The sequence below is a fragment of the Bradyrhizobium sp. USDA 4532 genome, assembly GCF_024171315.1.
GTDB classification, from domain to species: domain Bacteria; phylum Pseudomonadota; class Alphaproteobacteria; order Rhizobiales; family Xanthobacteraceae; genus Bradyrhizobium; species Bradyrhizobium australafricanum.
In genome coordinates, this window is the sequence record NZ_JALJZN010000001.1 from 4,079,826 (window position 1) to 4,097,084 (window position 17,259).

A 17,259-nucleotide genomic window follows, 5' to 3' on the forward strand; every position below is an offset into this window, starting at 1 on the left:
TCACGCCCATATCCAACTGTGATGAGCAGGAGGACATGTGAGTGTAACCAGACGTAAGCAGTACGATATCGAAAAGCAGACAGTAATAAAGGCCTACAAACTGGTCAAAGCCAATGTGGGCGCGGTCGGCGTGGATAAGGTGTCGCTCGACGCTTTTGAGAAGGACTTGAAGGGCAACCTTTATGGAATTGAATGTCTTCTGGCAGCTACTTCCCACCTGCCGTTCGGGCTGTCACCATTCCCAAGAAGAACGCCGGACAACGCATTCTAGGCGTGCCGACAGTAGCAGATCGCGTGGCGCAGACGGTCGTCAAGCTGCAGATTGAACAAGCACTCGAGGAAAGCTTCCTTCCCGATTCCTACGGCTACCGGCCCGGAAAATCCGCGCTGGATGCCGTCGGGCGTCGCCCGACAACGGTGCTGGAAGATGGACTGGGTGCTGGAGTTCGACATCAAAGCCTGTCGGATGTTGCGTCATACTGCACCTTCAGTTTTTTTGAGAGGGTCGAAGAGGCCCGGAGCAACTTCACGTACTTGAATTCACTTGCCTTTTGCCCGTCCGCGATAGACGTGAACGGCCTTAAGCTCGCCGCGCTCTACACGTTGCAAGATGGTTTGCCGCGAGACGCCGAGTAGCTTCATGGCCTTGAACATCTTCACGTAACCTTCGGGCGTGCTCTCCACAAAGCGCGACCGCAACCTCGTCATTGATACGGATGCGCCACGGCGCGCCAGGTGTGATCTGCTCTCCGGCAATGAAGCCATCGTTGAGGCAGCGATGCAAAGTAGAGGGTGCGCTCCTGAGAGCGCGTGCTGCTTTCTCGATTGTCATGCAGTCGCCGTCCTGCACTTGCTGTTTCGGCTGGAAGCACGGGATGTCCAAGTGCGTCCGCAGGCTCGACACACGATTTGCCGTAAACGACAGTCCGGTGGCCGTTGTACGGCCTTGGCGATTGAGGATGCCGGCGATCTTGGTGTCGGGATAATGTGCAGCCAGGTCGCCGCAGCACATCGATCGTATCGTCGGCGGTGCGGATCGGCGATGGATGCGAGTGCGGCAACGGGACATTAACTTCACTGAAGAGACCGCCGCGCCAACGCAGCGTCAGGTGATCATTGTATTTATCGCGCTCGACTCTCAAGGTGACATCGTCGAGCAGCGTGCGGAGCAACTCTTTGCGATCGCGATCGCTCGTCATGGGAGCGAACCAGATACGCTTGAGGTCTTTACCGAGTGCAAGGATCGCGTCGCGTTCTTCGTGCGTAAGCGAGCGCGGTAAGGCATGTCCGCGGTCCGAGAGTTCGGATTCGGCAGTCCTCAGTTCCAGCAGAGCGCTTTCCCATTCTCCTTCGAGTCTACGCGCGACGAGTCTATTCTCCGGGTCCACGGCGCGATAGCGGCGCTCGGCGCGCTGCGCGTTGTAGCGCGCACGCTCGACGTCGCGACGGAACTGCGCGAGAGTCATCTTGTGATCGGCGTCGAATTGCTCGATCGTCTGGAGAGAGGATTCCAGGCCTGCGGGCGCGAGAGCCGCAAGGAACGCTTCGGCGACAGCCGCATCGATCTGCACACCGCCGATGTTGAGGCAGTACTCGCCCCGGCCGTTGACGATGTTCTTGCCGGCGCCGTGATATCCGGGCGCTGAGAACCGGCCGCTGTAGTGTACGGCCAGGCGCCGACCGCAGTGTCCGCATACGGCGAGGCCTTGCAGGAGTGCTGCGCCTTCTCTCACGGCACCCCCGCTCTGGTGCGGTCGAGGACGGATGTTCTGAGCCAGGCGCTTCTGGATCGCCTCGAAGGTATTCCAATCGATGTATCCGGCATGATGGTCACGAATGAACACCGGCCACTGCTCGCGGTCGCGTTGTCGGATGCGCTTCCGGATTCGACCGCCCGCATCGAGATAGCATGTCTGCTGGGTGCGGCCATACACATAAACGCCGGCATAGAACGGGTTGGTGAGGACTCGGTGGATCTTTGTGTAAGTGGGGGCGACCCAGCGGAGATCGACAAGGCTGTTGGAGTGCAGCGGAAAGCGCAGGCCTTGCGAGCGGCACTACAGCCACACGCGTCGTGCCGAGCCGAATTCGGCAAAGCGGTCGAAGACAGCATGGATCGCGGCTTGCACCGACTCGTCAGGATGCAACAGCACCTCCCGTCGGCGACGCCCCGTACCAGACCCACCGGCAGCCCGCGGTGCAGTTCTCCGCGTGCGGCCTTGTTGCGGATGCCACCGAGCAGCCGCGCACGCAGCACATGCAGCACATGCAGCTCGGCCTCTGACATCGTACCTTTGAGCCCGAGCACCAGGCGGTCATTGAACAAGCCCGGATGATAAATCCCATCTCCATCACCGATGAGCGTGTGGGTCAGGCCACATAGATCGAGCAGACGGTACCAATCTGCATTATTGCGCGCTAGTCGCAAGACTTCCAAGCCGAGCACGATGCCCACCTGGCCGAGGCCGACCTCCGCGGCCATACGCGCGAAGCCGGTGCGCTCGGAAAGGCCGGAACCGGAAGCACCGAGGTCCTCATCGAGGACCTTCACCTGATCGCGTCGCCAACCAAGCCGCGCGGCGCGTTCGGCTAACTCGTATTGACGGCCAGTGGCCTCGCGATTATGCTCGACCTGCGTCGTACTGGACTGACGCACGTAGACGATTGCGCATCGGCGTAGGTGCTCAGCGGTGATCTTGCTCAGTTCGTTCATCGTTGTGATCTCCGGCAGTGGCGATTGCTCGGGCGATTAGTCGGGCGAATCGCAGCACGAGATGTGCACGCTGCTCTCTATCGAAGGCCTCCCATACGGGTACGGCACCGTGCTGAGGTGGTGGGTCGAGAAAGCTTAGCTGCTGCATGGCTTTCCTCCGATTCCGGTGGCAGGACAGTATGCGCGGCATCCAATTGCCGCAGCAAAGCGTCGACGATCGTCCGGGCGTGCAGCAGTTCGGCGTGGGAAGCCAGGAATGCCGCTCGAGCGCATTGCGGGCTTGCACGCGGTAAATGTTGTGCGATAGGCAGATCTGTCCACGCGGCCGGTACAAGGGCACGGGTACCATCGGGCAGTACAAGCGTCAGATGAAGTTCGCCGCGTCGATGACACCAGCCAAGCACATTAAGCGCAGATCCCTCAAAGGGATGGCGCGACCGAACGATGGTCACCCGATCGGTATAGTCGTCGAGATGATGAGCGCGGTGGTGGGTAGTCTGTCGAGTAGTCTTTCGACAATATCAGCCACGAGCTACTCATGAAGGCGCCGTCAGGAAGCGTGTGCAAGACGAATGGGCTCTGCTCTAGATCGAACGCTGGCTAATAGCGCCGATGCAAGGCAAATATGGAGCGATCACCGCTCGCGACCGGGGCGCCCCCCAAGGCGGCGTGATGGCGATGACGATCTTGTCGTCGCCGACGAGGACTTCCTTCACGAAAAGGCGCAGCACGCGTCGGCGTTCGATTATATCGAGTGCGCCGACGGACGAGCGCAGGCGGTCGCGGAAGCTCGTCACGGATTCGGCGAGACGCAGACTAACTTCCTGCTCCTTCGATTGGTCTTCGATCGCTTGTAGCTCCAACAGGCACGCCTGTTCGCGGCTGCGCAACTTTGGCATGCGACTACGCAGCTCTTCAGGTGAGAGAAGGCTGTCCTGATAGGCCGTGAGGAGACGCTCGATACTTTTTCGGGAGCGCGCAAGATCGCGGCGAAGCGTTTCCTCCCGGCGTTGTGTGGGATCGGCGTTGCGCGCCGCCTTGAGCCGACGCTCAAGTTCATCTTTGATGAGGTGTCGGTCCTCAAGTAAACGCGCGATCTTTCCATACCACCTCGTCCAACAAATCCTGGCGCATCGGGCGACTGTCGCAGACCGGCCCGCCGAGCCGGCGCCAGCCATCCGAGCCCAAGCAGCGGTAGTAATGGATGGTTCGAGCGCTCGGCCCGGTGGAGGTACGATAGAGCCCATAGCCGCATTTGGGCAGCTCAACAATCCTTGCAGGGCGCTCGGCGTGATCGTGCGTCGCTGGGCATGCTTCTTGTTGGCTCCAAAAGCTCGTTCGCAAATGCGAAGGTCTCTTCGCTGATGATGGTCGGCACAGCGGTTTCGATCCACTCTGTGCGAAAAAGTTCATGATTGGCGCTATTGCGAGGCGCGACGCCGCCGCGCAATAGCAACGGCCGCGTCACACGCATGCGCGGCGCGATCCGCGTCTTGCCAAAGCAGGCCGTTCCTTTATGCCCGGGATTGCGGAGCATCGCCCAGACCGTCGCGCGCTCCAAGCGGCCTGTTTCTTTGGCTGGTGGAATCTGGCGCTCATTGAGCAGGCGCGTGATGGCGCCGACGCAGTGGTTTTTTGCGGTGTAAAGCTTGTCAACCTAGCGCACGATGCGGCCTCTCGCTCGTCGAGCTCATAATAGGCGGCAGAGTGATCGATCTTGCGCTTGTAGCGACAGCCAAACGGAGCGTCAGAAGGCACGCTCACTTGGCCTTGAAGGGCGCGATGGCGCTTCCCTCGCCGCGACCGCTCCAGGAATTGCGCGCGTTCATACTCGGCGATCATGCCTTGAAACTGCAGCAGAAGCTCGTCTTCCGGCGTCGCCGCCCGTCTCGAGCGAATGAGCAAGACCTCGACGCCGGCGCGCGCGAAGCGCACCTGATCTGGAACGAGAATTTCGTAGACTGCAAGCGGAGCGCTCCTCGCTGTCGCGTTCGTCTAACGTGATCGACCCGATCAACTATCTGTTCAAGCGGTGGGATGGCCTCGACCGCCTCGTCCATGAACTGGACGCCTCGCACGTGGGCGTTCTCCGTTCAGGATCTGTAGCCACCTCGGCGAAGTCGAGGACTGGCTCGAGACGTGGCTAACGGAATGGACCCGGAGGACGGCGTCATCTGGGTTTACGGCATAGGTGGCGACGGCGTCATGACGTTCACCGGCTTCGGCATCGAAAACCTGATGGAGCTCATCAGGATACAGAAGGAAGACCCCGGACTCCTCGGGCGGCGGATTCGGTGATCCACTGTCCGCGGCCTAGCCCAGATGGACACGGCGAACGAGCGGCGTATGCTGATCTCCCGGTGTGCGAACAAGCCGGGACGTTCCGACATAGTCGTTCGAGGACGCTGCCAGCCTTGGCCTTGCGATCCATAAAGCGTTTGAACTTCCGCATCATCCAAGCCTAGATTTTCTGATTGACGTATCGAAGGATTGGCCCCAGAGCCGCGCGCGTGAATCGACCTTCGGAGGTTCAAATCCCTGATTGCCGCCCGGACGGATTTCAGCGCCGAAGCGCTGGACTCTAGGCAGAAAATCGCAAAAACCGATGCGTCTTGAGAATTCTTTGCTCGTCGGGGCCGAAGGCTGTAGCCAATGAAGTTACGCTTGACGTTCGCATAGCTTCCTTTCCGCCAGCAGTCCTTACAGACCGACCAACTCCACGCCTTGGGAATTTGTAGTGCGCGAACTTGTAGGCGCTAATCTCACCTTATAGCCTGCGGCCGATTCTCGTCGATCAGCTTTGCCAAAGCGTACGCCTTCTCGCGAAATGCATCTATTTCCCCTTCCATTCGGGATCCCGCTTTTCAGCGAAAGCTCGGAACCCCTCAAGCCGGTCCTCTGAGCCGTAGAGGATATCAACAGTTGCGAGCTGGCGCCGTGTGACCCGGTTCATAGCATCTTGGAAGGTGAGCGATTCAGCCACGCGCGCAGTCTCTTTTATAGCGGCAAATACCAGCGGCGGTCCGCTGGCGAGCAGCCGCGCAATCTCCCAGACCCGTTCCTGAAGTCGTTCTTTGGGGAGCACCTCGTTGACTAGCCCCCAGCGATGCGCCTCTGCGACATCCATCCATCGACCGGTGAGCAAAAGATCCATTGCTACATGGTACGGAATACGCTTTGGGAGTTTGATCGTTGCCGCGTCAGCCAGCGCTCCGGCGCGGATCTCCGGCAGCGCGAAGCTTGAATGTTCAGAGGCAAAGATCAAATCGCACGCGAGCGCCAGCTCCACACCGCCGCCGACAGCCATGCCATTGATGCAAGCAATCACCGGCTTGTTGAGATCACGCAGTTCCTGCAGCCCGCCGAAACCGCCGACACCAAAGTCACCGTTAGATTCACCGTCGGCCGCCGCCTTTAGATCCCAGCCCGCGCAGAAGAATTTATCGCCAGCAGTTTTGATAACAGCGACGCGCAACTCCGGATCATCACGAAATGCCTTAAACGCCTCGCCCATGAGGCGCGAGGTCTTAATGTCGATAGCGTTCGCTTTGGGTCGGTCCAGCATGATTTCGAGGATCGCGCCTTCACGACGGGTGGTTATAACCTCAGCCATTTCATTTTTCTCCAGAGACCAATAAGGCATCAGTAATCCAGGCGCCGTTGCCCTCGCCGCAGACTATGAGCGGGTTGATATCGAGTTCCTCGACACGCTCGCATTGCGCTGCACGAACGCAGCAATATCCGATATGACGTCGATTGCCGCCGAGACATCGGACCTCGGGCGCCCGCGGTAGCCATCTAACAGCGGATACAGCCTCAGACTGCGCAATGCTTCAGCGATGTCTTCTTGTGAAGTTGGCAGTATCAGCGTGACACTGTCGCGCAGTAGCTCGACCAGGACACCGCCGCTGCCCAACGTCATAACAAGACCGAACATTTGATCGCGGGTGAAGCCGACAATCAGCTCGGCGACGCTGTCGCGCACCATACGCTCCACATAAAGCCCAGTGCCGAGCGGCAAAAGCTCATGGGCAGCGGTTCTAACCGATTCGGCATCCTTGAGATTGAGCCTTACCGCCCCGACTTCCGATTTGTGGGCCACCCCGAGCGCTTTTAATGCTACGGGGAACTCAAGCTCCACAGAGAACCTCACCGCCTCGTCCGCGTTAGTGGCACGCTTGCCTTTCGGGACGGGTAACCCGGCTTCGATTAGGCGAGCCTTCGCTCGGGCCTCGTCGAGCGTGACAGTATGACCTGCGTGCGCGCTGCAGGCCGAAGTGTTGGTCGGACGCGCCTGCGGCTTCCGCCAGGCAGTGCCGATAGGCGCCGCCGCCTCCGCGGCGTCCATCGCCTCCGAGATGCCAAACAAAGGCGCCATGCCCTGCGCCATGAGCTCTGCCGTGTACTCTTCTGGGAGATTTTCGGGCAGTGACGAGACGATTGCGCCATGCGCATGGTTGGCCTTCAGCCCCGCTGCGAACGCACGTACGTTTGGTAGGCGGTCAGAGGTCGAGCAACGGTCCGACCGCTGAAAGTCAAGTACCAGCATGTTGAGATCAAAGCCGCCGGACACCATCGCGGTAAAGGTTTCCGTCATCGCCGGCTCGTTACCCCAAATAAACGCATGATAATCCGGCGGATTCGCAACAGAGACCAAAGGCCCTAGCGTCGACTTGACGTGCGCGCGATGCTTGTCGGTTAGGCGTGGAAAGCCCACCGCGCGCCCCTCTGCACTGTCAGCCATCACCGAAGCTTCGCCGCCAGAGCAGCTCATTGACGAGAGTCGGTAACCTGCGATTGGTCCGACAACGTGCAGGAGCTTCAATGTCTCGATGAACGCAGGAATGGAATTGACGCGGGCGATTCCAATACGCTTTAGGAAGGCACCGCAAGCAGCGTCTGAGCCGGCAAGCGACGCTGTATGCGACACCGTTGCCTCCCGTGCCTGCTCGGAACGGCCGACCTTCATCGCAATAATCGGCTTCCTCAGGTCTCTAGCCCGCGCCGATAGCCTTTCGAATCCGTGCACGGAGTCAAAGGCTTCGATGTGTAGACCGAGAGCGGTAACGCGATCGTCCTCGATGAGCCCGAGTGCAATCTCAGAAAGACCGGTCTGCGCCTGATTGCCAGCCGTCATCAGATAAGCGATAGGCAGACCACGCTTCTGCATAGAAATGTTGATAGCGATATTGGAGGACTGTGTGATGACGGCGACACCCCTTTCTCTCTCAGCCAGTCTAACGCCACCATGCTGATCGGGCCACAGTAGTACGCCGTCAGCAAAGTTGATCAAACCATAACAGTTTGGCCCGATAATCGGCATCTCGCCGGCGGCGGAGACTAGGTCGGCCTGTAGTTGCTCACCCTCCGCATCATACGATCCCGTTTCTCGAAAACCCGACGCGTAGCATACCGCGCCGCCCGAACCGCGTGCGGCAAGCGCCTTAACGGTCTCAATGGTGAGGTGTCGGTTGACGCCGATGAAGGCGGCATCTGGCGCACCCGACAGCTCAGCCACCGAACGATAGACTTTGCGACCAGAAATTTCGGTTTTGGTAGGATGCACAGGCCAGATCTCGCCGGAAAACCCCAACTTGATCGACTGCACAACGATGTGAACCGCGTGGCGGCCACCGAAGACAGCGATCGATGTTGGGCGCAAAAGACGTTCTAATCTATGCATTGGCCGGGCTCCCGCACGCAACCGCGCTTGCGCGACTCCTGCGCATCTTCTTCAATTCGCTTGGTCGGCGCTGAGCCCTCCAAGCGCGGCAAGCCGTCTCAGGTGATGGTTGGTGTCGCCGAGGAGCGTGTCCAGCATGATCACATGCTTGAAGCAGTGACCGATGGTGTATTCCTTGGTCATTCCGATACCGCCGTGGAGCTGGATCGCCTCATGACCAATCGCCTTCGCCGACCGGCCGATCTGGATTTTTGCCGCCGAAGTCGCGCGCTCGCGCTCGGTCGCGTCGCTTTCGCCTGTCATCAAGGCGGCGTACATTGCCATCGAGCGCGACTGCTCCAATTCGACGAACATGTCGACTGCCCTGTGCTGCAAGACCTGGAAGCTGCCAATCTTCTTGCCAAACTGCTCACGCGCTTTGAGATAGTCAAGCGTGATGGTCTGCATCCTTTCAAAGCAGCCGACGGCTTCGGCGCATAGCGCTGCGACCGCCTCGTCCGCAACTCGCGTGATGATTGGAAACGCTCTTGTCGGATCGCCAATCACGTTGGCTTGCTTTACACGTACATTCTCGAGCGTGATTTCGGCCGCGCGCAGACCATCCTGAGTCGGATAACTCCGGCGTGTGAGACCTGGCGAATTGGCATCGACCAGGAAGAGACCAATTCCATCCTTCTCCCGACTCTCTCCTGTCGTTCGGGCCGACACAATAATCCGATCAGCCATATCGCCGTGCAGGACGAGGCACTTGGTGCCTTTCAGGATCCATTCGTCGCCGTCTTTCTTCGCCTGCGTCTCAACGTCAAAGAGGTCGTAGCGCGACTGCCGCTCGCTATAGGCGAAGGCGAATTTCATCCGGCCTTCGGCAATCGAAGGGATCAGATCGGACTTCTGTACTTCGCTTGCCCCAAGCCGAAGCACCCCACCGGCAAGGACCACGGTCGCGAAATAGGGCTCCAGAACTAGTGCCTTGCCGAACGCTTCCATAACGATCATGGTCTCGACCGCGCCGCCACCGAATCCGCCATGTTCCTCAGAGAACGGCAATGCCAGCAGCCCCATCTCGGCGTAGCGGGCCCACATCTCCTCGCTGTAGCCTCGCTCCTCCGCCTGATACAGGCGGCGGTCTTCGAATCCGTAGCTGTCGTTTACCAACCGCTCGACGCTGTCCTTGAGGAGCCGTTGCTCTTCCGATAAATCAAAGTCCACTTTAGAAAATCTCCTGAATCAGGGCACGCAGCCAGCGCCCTTGGCTCATCAGAGGCCGAGGATCGCCTTGGCGATGATATTCTTCTGAATCTCTCTGGAGCCCGAATAGATCGACGCCGCACGGCTGTAGAAATATGCGGGCGCGATCGTAGCAGCCCAATCGGGGCGGATCGGCGACTCGTTGCGGCTCTCAAGTTGCTCCTCCGAGAAATAGGGAAGCGCGTAAGGTCCGACCACTTCCATCAGAAGCTCCGCCGTCGCCTGCTCGATTTCAGCGCCCTTAAGCTTAAGAATGGAGCTTGCAGGATCGTGCGTGCTCTTCTGTTGCCTCGATGCGTTAGCTAAGACGCGAAGCTGTGTCACTTCGAGCGCCTTCAACTGGACTTCGACTGCGGCAACCTTCTCGCGGAATGCAGCCCTATCGATTAGTCGTTCACCGCCGACGCACGACTGTTGAGCGAGGTCCTTGATGCGACGAATGCAACCTTTGGAAGAACTTACGCCAGCGTCGGAAAAGCGTTCGTTGCCGAGAAGAAACTTAGCGTAGTCCCAGCCCTTGTTCTCCTCGCCAACGAGATTTTCGATCGGAACACGGACGTTGTCAAAAAAGACCTCGTTGACTTCGTAACCCCCGCTAATCAACTCGATTGGGCGCACAGTGATGCCGGGCGTCTTCAAGTCGATCAGGAGGAAGGAGATACCCTGCTGCTTCTTCGCATCCGGATTGGTCCTGACCAAGCAAAAGATCCAATCAGCGTATTGTGCCCAGGTCGTCCAGGTCTTCTGGCCATCGACGATATAGTGGTCCCCATTGCGCACGGCTCGGGTCCTGAGCGAGGCGAGGTCCGAGCCAGCGCCCGGCTCTGAGAAGCCTTGGCACCACCAGTCCTCAGCCTTGGCGATACGAGGCAGATAATATTGCTTCTGCGCCTCATTGCCGAAGGTGTAGATGACCGGGCCAACCAGAGACTCGCCGTAGCCGAACTGTGTCCACGCCGGAAACGCGCGCACCTCTTCTACGAAAATATAATATTGTACGGGGGTCCACCCCGCTCCTCCATATTCCTTTGGCCAAGTGGGGACGCCCTTCTTATAGAGGACACGGACGCCGGCAGCCTTTTCGTCCTTTGACAGCTTCCGGCCTTCAGCCAGCTTGCGCCGCAACTCCGGCGGCACGTTTTCACGCAAGAACTGACGCACCTCTTCGCGGAACGTACGCTCTTCGCTTGTGAATGCGATATCCATAAGACCTTCTCGTGAGCAAATTAAGCTTCGAATTCAGCGCAGCCGGATGGCGCCGCCAGCGCACTCTGGATGAGGCAGCTTGGCATTGGGTTTAGCAAGCTCCATCAATCGCTCTTGCAGCTCACCCTGGGCGGGTGCACTCCGTCGAGTGCTAGCGTCGATATAGGAAAAGTACTCCTTCCCGGGATCAGAATTTGACCAATATGGCGGCTGCCGAAGCAGAAATTCTGCAGCCGATATCGAAAGATGAAGGTTTTATCACGTCAGGCCTACGGATGACGCAAGCAATCCACGCCGAAGTTTTGCAGTAGATCTGGCTCGACTCTTCAAATGGAAACCTCCACATTCGTCGGCAGCGCGGTCATCTCGATTGGAAATTGGACTACAGCCTCTTGATGAGTGTCCCAAATCAAATGAGGGCCCTCTCGCCCCTTTCTCTTCTCAGAAGTAAGATTTTGCGAAGACAAGCGAGCAGCATTAGCGTCCGTTCAGACGCCTCATCTCAGCTTAGCTTGGTAGGGTGCTCCTGTTAGGCTGCGAGTTGAAGCGCCGGGACTCGATCGAGGCAAACGGTGCGAGTCATCGCGTGCTCAAACGTGCCAGCAAGCTTCTTGACCGATCCCGTTTCCAACCTTTGGTCGTACTCGTCCTTACTCTTTCAACTCGATCTCGACGAATTGCATCGACCGTACCATGTCATCAATCTTGTCCGGACGGTCAAGACCAAGCAAGTAACCTCGAAGTTACCCGGGCGCCAGTTGGCGCATCGACTTGGTGTCACGCCGTTTATCAGTCAGCACAACTATCGTGCGAATTATGCGGTAATAATGCTATTGCAGCTCCGATTGGTGCGCCGGCTTCAAGTTACAATGGAAACAGCCTCTTTCATACGCGGTGCGCTCGCTAACGGCAGATAGTCGTGCGATGCAAAATCGATCCCCCCGCGCATCCTGAGCGCGCGTAGCCGGTCGCTCTCCTTCGCCAGAATTTCATTTTTCAGTCCCCGAGCGGCCAGCGACGGCCGGAGACTTTCTTGACTGCCCGCAAGAACGACGGCTCCGCGCTCCGCTCGGCCTTCACCTTGCCAAGATCCGATTTTCTCGATCAACCATCACAACTCGCGGGTTGAATGTCTTGGCTTCGGCCTCATCAAAGGAGGCATATGCAACGATGATAATTTTGTCTCCAGGCATTGCGAGTCGGGCAGCCGCACCATTAAGGCCTACGGTGCAAGAGCCGCGTCGCGCCTCGATCACATAAGTGGCGAAGCGAGCTCCGGTTTCGATGTTGTAAATGTCGACCCGTTCGTTTATCAGAAAACCTGCTGCATCGATCAGCGCACGATCGATCGATATCGAGCCTTCATAGTGCAGATCGGCTTCGGTCACCGAGGCGCGGTGGATCTTACCTTTCGTCAACGTAATTTGCATTTTTTTCTCACTGGTTGAGCGTAGCCATGCCCTCGTTGGGCGGCTTCCCTCACGGATGCGATTCCGAGCAAAACAATTCGGCGCCGCGATCTTGCGGAGGTCTTTGCGTCAACAGCACGTCGCCGGTAAACTTTGAATCTGCGCCGGCTACAAAACACGGCGCCTGCAGCTCATCGGTCATATACCGGGCGTAGCACACCATTCGGCAATATGATTCAAGCTATTGCCATCAAAGTATTGGTGGAAACGTCTCGCGCGCTTGCCGCGTCGCCACTATCGTGCCGTGTAGCGCCGACCCGATGATATCTCCGCAAGTCGTGAGGGATCGACTTAGGGATGGCCTTCATTCATGGGAATGACCCGCACGTCGTTTGTGTTGATAGTAACGTTGAGGATGTCGCCTGGATTCGGATTGCGGCCAAACAGAAAGCGCTCCTGCATCGTCAATTGCTCTCCGTTGACGTCAAGCAAGAGTCGTGTCGCGCCTCCGTAATAGTGGGACTGAAGGACGCGGGCCTGCTGCAATACTCCAGCAGCCCCATCGGTTGAGAGCTTGACCTGTTCCGGCCGGATCACTGCAGTGCCAGGACCAACACTCCAATTGCCCACGAGAGGTAGGCCCGCCTTGGACGTGAAAGTGCCATCAGCGCGTACTGTTCCCTTGAGCAGAGAACACCAGCCGATAAATTTCGCGACGAAAGATGTCGCCGGGCTCTCATAGATCTCACCTGGCGTTCCGACTTGCTCGACCTGACCAGCATTCATCACGACAATGCGGTCCGACATTGTAAGCGCCTCTTCTTGATCATGTGTCACAAACAGCGTCGTAACGTTGACGCTGCGCACTACTTCCCGGAGCTCCTCTCGCATGCGCAGCCGCAACTGCGCATCCAAATTTGAGAAGGGCTCATCGAGAAGGAGTACTGCAGGCTGCATCGCTAGCGCGCGCGCGAGTGCGATGCGCTGTTGCTGCCCTCCAGAAAGTTGACGCGGCAGGCGTCCGGCTAAATGAGAGAGCTCGACAAGCTTGAGCATCTCCTCAACGCGTTTTGAGCGCTTATCACGCGGCCATTTCAAGTTTTCCAGGCCGAAAGAGATGTTTTCAGCGACCGTCATGTGCGGAAACAGAGCGTAGCTCTGAAACACCATTCCCGTATTGCGCCGGTAGGGCGGTTGGTGCGTCACGTCGGCGCCGTTGATGTACACGGCTCCAGAAGTGGGCTCCACAAATCCAGCAACCATTCGCAACGTCGTTGTCTTGCCGCAGCCCGACGGCCCCAATAGGCAAACCAACTCGCCGCGGCGCACGCCCAACGAGATGTCGGCGACAGCCACCGTTTCGCCATAACGCCTGGAAACGGAGCGCAGCTCCACGACGAAATCACCGACAGTGCGCATTGTGCTCTCTTGTTCTCCTTGAACAACCAAAATCTATCCTCCGCCTAGACAAGTCGTTCGGTGCCAATCAACTGCTCGATCGTCAGGATGACAGTCATGGTCACGAGGATCGTCAGGCTTGATACGGCAGCGACGAGCGGATCATAGCTGGTATCTACATAGGCGAAGATTTGTACCGGCAGCGTCACGTTGCCACCGTAGGTGAGGAACGATGTGACCGTCACGTTTCCGAACGATGTCACGAATGCAAAAATCGCCGCGGAAAGCAGACCGGGAAGAATAAGCGGCAGAGTGATACGTTGAACCACACCCAACGGCGTGGCGCGCAGGTTCATCGCCGCCTCCTCGAGCGTCCGGTCATGTAACGTCAGACTGGCGAGAATGGTGCGCACGACGTAAGGGATCGCAAGAACCAGATGGCCCAGCAGCAACGGATAGATTGTCTGCGTCAGGCCCAACCACGCGAAGAGCTGCAACAGTCCGATGCCGAGCACGACGGCCGGGACAATCAAGGGCGAGAATGTGAGGCCCTGCAGCAACGCTTTCCCGGGGAACGAATAGCGATTGATCGCAAACGCGGCGGAAAAGCCAATCGCTAGCGACACGATGGCCACGAGCACGGCAATGTACGTACTTGTCCAGAGCGACGTCATGAAGAGCTCATTCTCCCAGGCCTTTTGATACCAGCGTAGCGAAAAGCCAGTAGGGGGGAATTTCATTGAGTCGCCGCTAGTGAACGACGAAATGATCACAAGAACCGCCGGTAGCGCCAGCGTTACGTACACGATCGCGCGAATGACCGCGCCGGACACGGCCATTGCATAGTCGCTGAAATCAGACCGCATAGCGCTGCCCCCTCATAATGAAACGTGACGCAGCCAGAGCGTTAAGCGCCGCTGTGAAGCTGAGTACAAATACGAACAGCACGAAAGCCAAAGCCGCACCGGACGGCCAGTTCAGCTCCACCATGATGCGCTCATAGATGAGACTCCCGAACATGGCGACGCGACTTCCACCGATGAGGCGGGGCGTGATGAAAGCCGAGATCGACAAAACGAACACGAGATTGAACCCAACGAGTATACCGGGAAGTGCGAGGGGTATGATCACCTTCCGGAAGGTGACAAATCTATTTGCGTGCAGATTGGCCGCGGCTTGCTCAAGCACTGGATCGATTTGAGTGACGACGCTCATGACAGAGAGAATCATGAACGGAAGAAACTGCTGTACCAACACGATAATTACGGCAGGCCTTGAAAAGAGGAGAGTCTTTGGTGAAGAGAAAATGCCGAGCTTTACGAAGAGCGAATTGAGGAGGCCATTACGGCCAAGGATTATCAACCAACCGAATACAACGACCACGAGACTGAGCGTCAGCGGCAGGATCACTATAATGGTCCGCCACCGCCGAGCCCGTGGTGGGAGGCGGGCAAGCGAGTATCCAGTAGGGAAGCCGATCACCAAGCATACAAGGGCGACAAGAAGCCCATCGACAAACGTCTCAATCAGTATTGACGAGTAGAAAGGCTCCGAAAAGATGCGCATATATTGCTGCAGGCTGAAACCGGTTCCATCGAGAAGATGGTTGCCCGATAGAAAGCTCGATCGGAGCAATCCCAACACCGGCACTACCAAACATGCGATAAGAAGCAAGACTGCTGGGGCAAGCAAAATCGCTATAGTCATGTTTCGGCGATTGAGAAGGGGCTCTTTCACGATGCCCCTCAAGAGTTTAACAGCTGCCATCCTAGTATTCCGCTAATCCGCGAAGTCGCTCTCGGTGTCAACGTGAGTATCAACGCGCACGCCGCGCATCGAAACACGACCTCTTTGATGTTTCGTCCTAGAGTCCCGTCTGCTCGCAGAGCTTACTTTGGTTTAAGGTCATGTTTGGACGACGACCTCTCAGCTTCGAACGGAGCAAAGATCGGCTCCTGCTTATTGTTTGCTGCCATCAACCAAGGCCGGGCGAAAAAAGGCAGGCTTCCCAGCGCTCATCACCGGGATAGCCCGAACTTCCGGAGACCATTGATAATCGCGCGCGCATCCTGAAATTCGCAGTATGCTCGGCTCGCTTCACCGTCATTTCGTATCTCGGCCGTTTGCACTTGACGCAGGAACTATAAGTGCTTCGCCCTCCTCCCGCCCCGCGTGCGAAGAGAGCGGATGGCAGATTTGTCTGGGCCAAGCGGATTGGACACTTACCAAGTGGAGTGACTGGACGCATACCGGCGCATCTTAGATCATAGCCACCGATCGGGTCGGCGTCATACCCAGACACCCGATCGACGGCCTCAGACTTCTCGTTCGGCAGACGGCAGCCAACTAGGTTCGAATGATACCATTGAACCGTTCGATCCGAGCACTGCGACCTTCCGCCCACTTTCGCCAGTCAACGTTCTTCTTCAGGGCGACGCGCTCAGGCGATGAAAACACAAGTTGCTTGCGAAGCTCTTCGGGCATTTTGATATCGGTGGTTACGTCGTACCGGACGCCCTCAGCAAATGCGAGCAACCCCTGATCGGAGAGCAGCTGCTCTGCAAAGGCGTACGCAGCTTCCGGATACTTCATTCCCTTCACAACATTGAAATAGACAGGGTACGCGTAAATGCCCTTTTGTGGAACCACGAATTCCGTGGGGAATCCCTTGGTCTTTAGTTGGTAAGCAGCGCCATAATAGCAGATCGTTGCACTGATCTCTTCGCTTTGATACATTTGGATGAGCGGAACTTGCGCCTGCGCGATAGCGACAATGTTCGGCTTAGCCGCCTCAAGGATCTTCCACGCCGGCTCCATGTTCGAGATCGAGCCACCGTTCTCCTCGGCGAAGGCAAGAAGATATAGGCTGGTGGTGTTTGTGGTCGCGGGGTAAAGAGCCACGCGCTCCTTCAGATCCGGCCGAGCTATATCCGAGTACGACGTCAGCGGCTGCTTGATCAATTTTGGATTGTACGTCGGACCGATCGCCCCGACAGCGAATGGCGCACCATAATCACCGAATTCGCGGAAACTGGTAAGGACCCGCTTGATGTTGAGAACGTCCGACGCCTTGATCTCTTCGATGACTCCGGCGTTAAGGAGCTCGACCATGACAGCACTATCCCCCTGAAACATGTCAAACGGGGGATTGTCTTTCTCCGCGATTAGCTTGACCATTTGCGTCGCTTGCTGGCCGATAGCTATTTCGACCTTTAGACCGTACTTCTCCTCTAGCGGAGCGATCGTGCCCTTCTTCAGCGCTTCATCCCACTCGCTACCCCATCCGTTCACACGCAAGGTAATGCCGGCAAATTTTTTCGACTGAGCATGGACGTAGGGCGCGGCCAGAGCACCCGCAGCAGCCGCCGTCGCGAACTTTAGAAAAGTGCGCCTTTTCATTTCCCGATCTCCACCCAGGGATGATGACAGTTCTTGTTTCTCGGCAACTTAGAAATGATCTCGCCCTTGTTTGCGACGAGCCGCCGACCTGCTCGTGAAACAGGAAGAGGGCATCGGCGCGGACAATGACCATCCACTGCTGCTATCCGTTGCTCAGCTGGGGAGCGGCGGCTTCGCAGTAACTACCATTTGATCATAGGCGA

Annotated in this window: 12 protein-coding genes and 4 pseudogenes; 2 read left to right on the forward strand and 14 right to left on the reverse strand. The window is 57.7% G+C overall.

Going from position 1 to position 17,259, the window contains the following annotated elements; genetic code table 11:
• Positions 1-37: 37 nt before the first annotated feature.
• Positions 38-457, forward strand: a pseudogene (locus J2R76_RS40835) (reverse transcriptase domain-containing protein); the annotation flags it as partial.
• A 247-nt stretch (positions 458-704) separates the two neighbouring features.
• On the opposite strand, the gene J2R76_RS18850 reads toward J2R76_RS40835, so the two are convergent.
• From J2R76_RS18850 to J2R76_RS18870, 5 genes and pseudogenes are all read right to left on the reverse strand, one after another.
• Entirely contained in the window at positions 705-2,042 is a 1,338-nt protein-coding gene (locus tag J2R76_RS18850; protein WP_309143570.1) for a recombinase family protein, read from the reverse strand.
• A 173-nt stretch (positions 2,043-2,215) separates the two neighbouring features.
• Positions 2,216-2,713 (reverse strand): annotated as a pseudogene (locus J2R76_RS18855) (recombinase family protein); the annotation flags it as partial.
• A gap of 584 nt (positions 2,714-3,297) precedes the next feature.
• Entirely contained in the window at positions 3,298-3,891 is a 594-nt protein-coding gene (locus tag J2R76_RS18860; protein ID WP_253624542.1) for a hypothetical protein, read from the reverse strand.
• Positions 3,892-3,977: 86 nt separating this feature from the next.
• Entirely contained in the window at positions 3,978-4,328 is a 351-nt protein-coding gene (locus J2R76_RS18865) for a recombinase family protein (RefSeq protein WP_309143571.1), read from the reverse strand.
• Between the two features lie 209 nt (positions 4,329-4,537).
• A pseudogene (locus J2R76_RS18870) lies at positions 4,538-4,648 on the reverse strand (recombinase family protein); the annotation flags it as partial.
• Positions 4,649-4,864: 216 nt separating this feature from the next.
• On the opposite strand from J2R76_RS18870, the gene J2R76_RS18875 reads away from it, so the two are divergent.
• Entirely contained in the window at positions 4,865-5,011 is a 147-nt protein-coding gene (locus J2R76_RS18875) for a hypothetical protein (RefSeq protein WP_309143544.1), read from the forward strand.
• A gap of 535 nt (positions 5,012-5,546) precedes the next feature.
• On the opposite strand, the gene J2R76_RS18880 is transcribed toward J2R76_RS18875, so the two are convergent.
• The 9 genes and pseudogenes from J2R76_RS18880 to J2R76_RS18925 form a co-directional block, all read right to left on the reverse strand.
• Positions 5,547-6,326 (reverse strand): carnitinyl-CoA dehydratase, encoded by a 780-nt coding sequence (locus J2R76_RS18880; protein ID WP_253626040.1) that lies wholly within the window; start codon positions 6,324-6,326, stop codon positions 5,547-5,549.
• 1 nt (position 6,327) lies between these two features.
• A pseudogene (locus J2R76_RS18885) lies at positions 6,328-8,396 on the reverse strand (acetate--CoA ligase family protein).
• Positions 8,397-8,447: 51 nt separating this feature from the next.
• On the reverse strand, positions 8,448-9,605 hold the full coding sequence (locus tag J2R76_RS18890; protein ID WP_253624543.1) for an acyl-CoA dehydrogenase family protein: 1,158 nt from the start codon (positions 9,603-9,605) through the stop codon (positions 8,448-8,450).
• 48 nt (positions 9,606-9,653) lie between these two features.
• Positions 9,654-10,850: an acyl-CoA dehydrogenase family protein gene (locus tag J2R76_RS18895; protein ID WP_253624544.1), complete on the reverse strand. Its 1,197-nt coding sequence runs from the start codon at positions 10,848-10,850 to the stop codon at positions 9,654-9,656.
• Between the two features lie 1,076 nt (positions 10,851-11,926).
• Positions 11,927-12,280 carry an aspartate 1-decarboxylase gene (gene panD, locus J2R76_RS18900; protein ID WP_253624545.1) on the reverse strand — a complete coding sequence of 118 codons (354 nt, stop codon included), beginning with the start codon at positions 12,278-12,280 and terminating at the stop codon, positions 11,927-11,929.
• A gap of 330 nt (positions 12,281-12,610) precedes the next feature.
• Positions 12,611-13,678 carry an ABC transporter ATP-binding protein gene (locus J2R76_RS18910; RefSeq protein WP_253624546.1) on the reverse strand — a complete coding sequence of 356 codons (1,068 nt, stop codon included), beginning with the start codon at positions 13,676-13,678 and terminating at the stop codon, positions 12,611-12,613.
• 44 nt (positions 13,679-13,722) lie between these two features.
• On the reverse strand, positions 13,723-14,523 hold the full coding sequence (locus tag J2R76_RS18915) for an ABC transporter permease (RefSeq protein ID WP_253624547.1): 801 nt from the start codon (positions 14,521-14,523) through the stop codon (positions 13,723-13,725).
• A complete protein-coding gene (locus J2R76_RS18920; RefSeq protein WP_253624548.1) occupies positions 14,513-15,424 on the reverse strand; it encodes an ABC transporter permease in 912 nt (303 codons plus the stop codon). Before J2R76_RS18920 ends, J2R76_RS18915 begins: the two co-directional genes overlap by 11 nt.
• Positions 15,425-16,003: 579 nt before the next feature.
• Positions 16,004-17,056: an extracellular solute-binding protein gene (locus J2R76_RS18925; protein ID WP_253624549.1), complete on the reverse strand. Its 1,053-nt coding sequence runs from the start codon at positions 17,054-17,056 to the stop codon at positions 16,004-16,006.
• Positions 17,057-17,259: the final 203 nt, after the last annotated feature.

Coding starts and splice junctions, on each gene's coding strand:
- J2R76_RS18875 (WP_309143544.1), top strand. CDS start 4,865: ATGGACCCGGAGGACGGCGTCATCTGGGTTTACGGCATAGGTGGCGAC.
- J2R76_RS18920 (WP_253624548.1), bottom strand. CDS start 15,424: ATGGCAGCTGTTAAACTCTTGAGGGGCATCGTGAAAGAGCCCCTTCTC.
- panD (WP_253624545.1), bottom strand. CDS start 12,280: ATGCAAATTACGTTGACGAAAGGTAAGATCCACCGCGCCTCGGTGACC.
- J2R76_RS18915 (WP_253624547.1), bottom strand. CDS start 14,523: ATGCGGTCTGATTTCAGCGACTATGCAATGGCCGTGTCCGGCGCGGTC.
- J2R76_RS18910 (WP_253624546.1), bottom strand. CDS start 13,678: ATGCGCACTGTCGGTGATTTCGTCGTGGAGCTGCGCTCCGTTTCCAGG.
- J2R76_RS18860 (WP_253624542.1), bottom strand. CDS start 3,891: ATGGCTGGCGCCGGCTCGGCGGGCCGGTCTGCGACAGTCGCCCGATGC.
- J2R76_RS18880 (WP_253626040.1), bottom strand. CDS start 6,326: ATGGCTGAGGTTATAACCACCCGTCGTGAAGGCGCGATCCTCGAAATC.
- J2R76_RS18925 (WP_253624549.1), bottom strand. CDS start 17,056: ATGAAAAGGCGCACTTTTCTAAAGTTCGCGACGGCGGCTGCTGCGGGT.
- J2R76_RS18895 (WP_253624544.1), bottom strand. CDS start 10,850: ATGGATATCGCATTCACAAGCGAAGAGCGTACGTTCCGCGAAGAGGTG.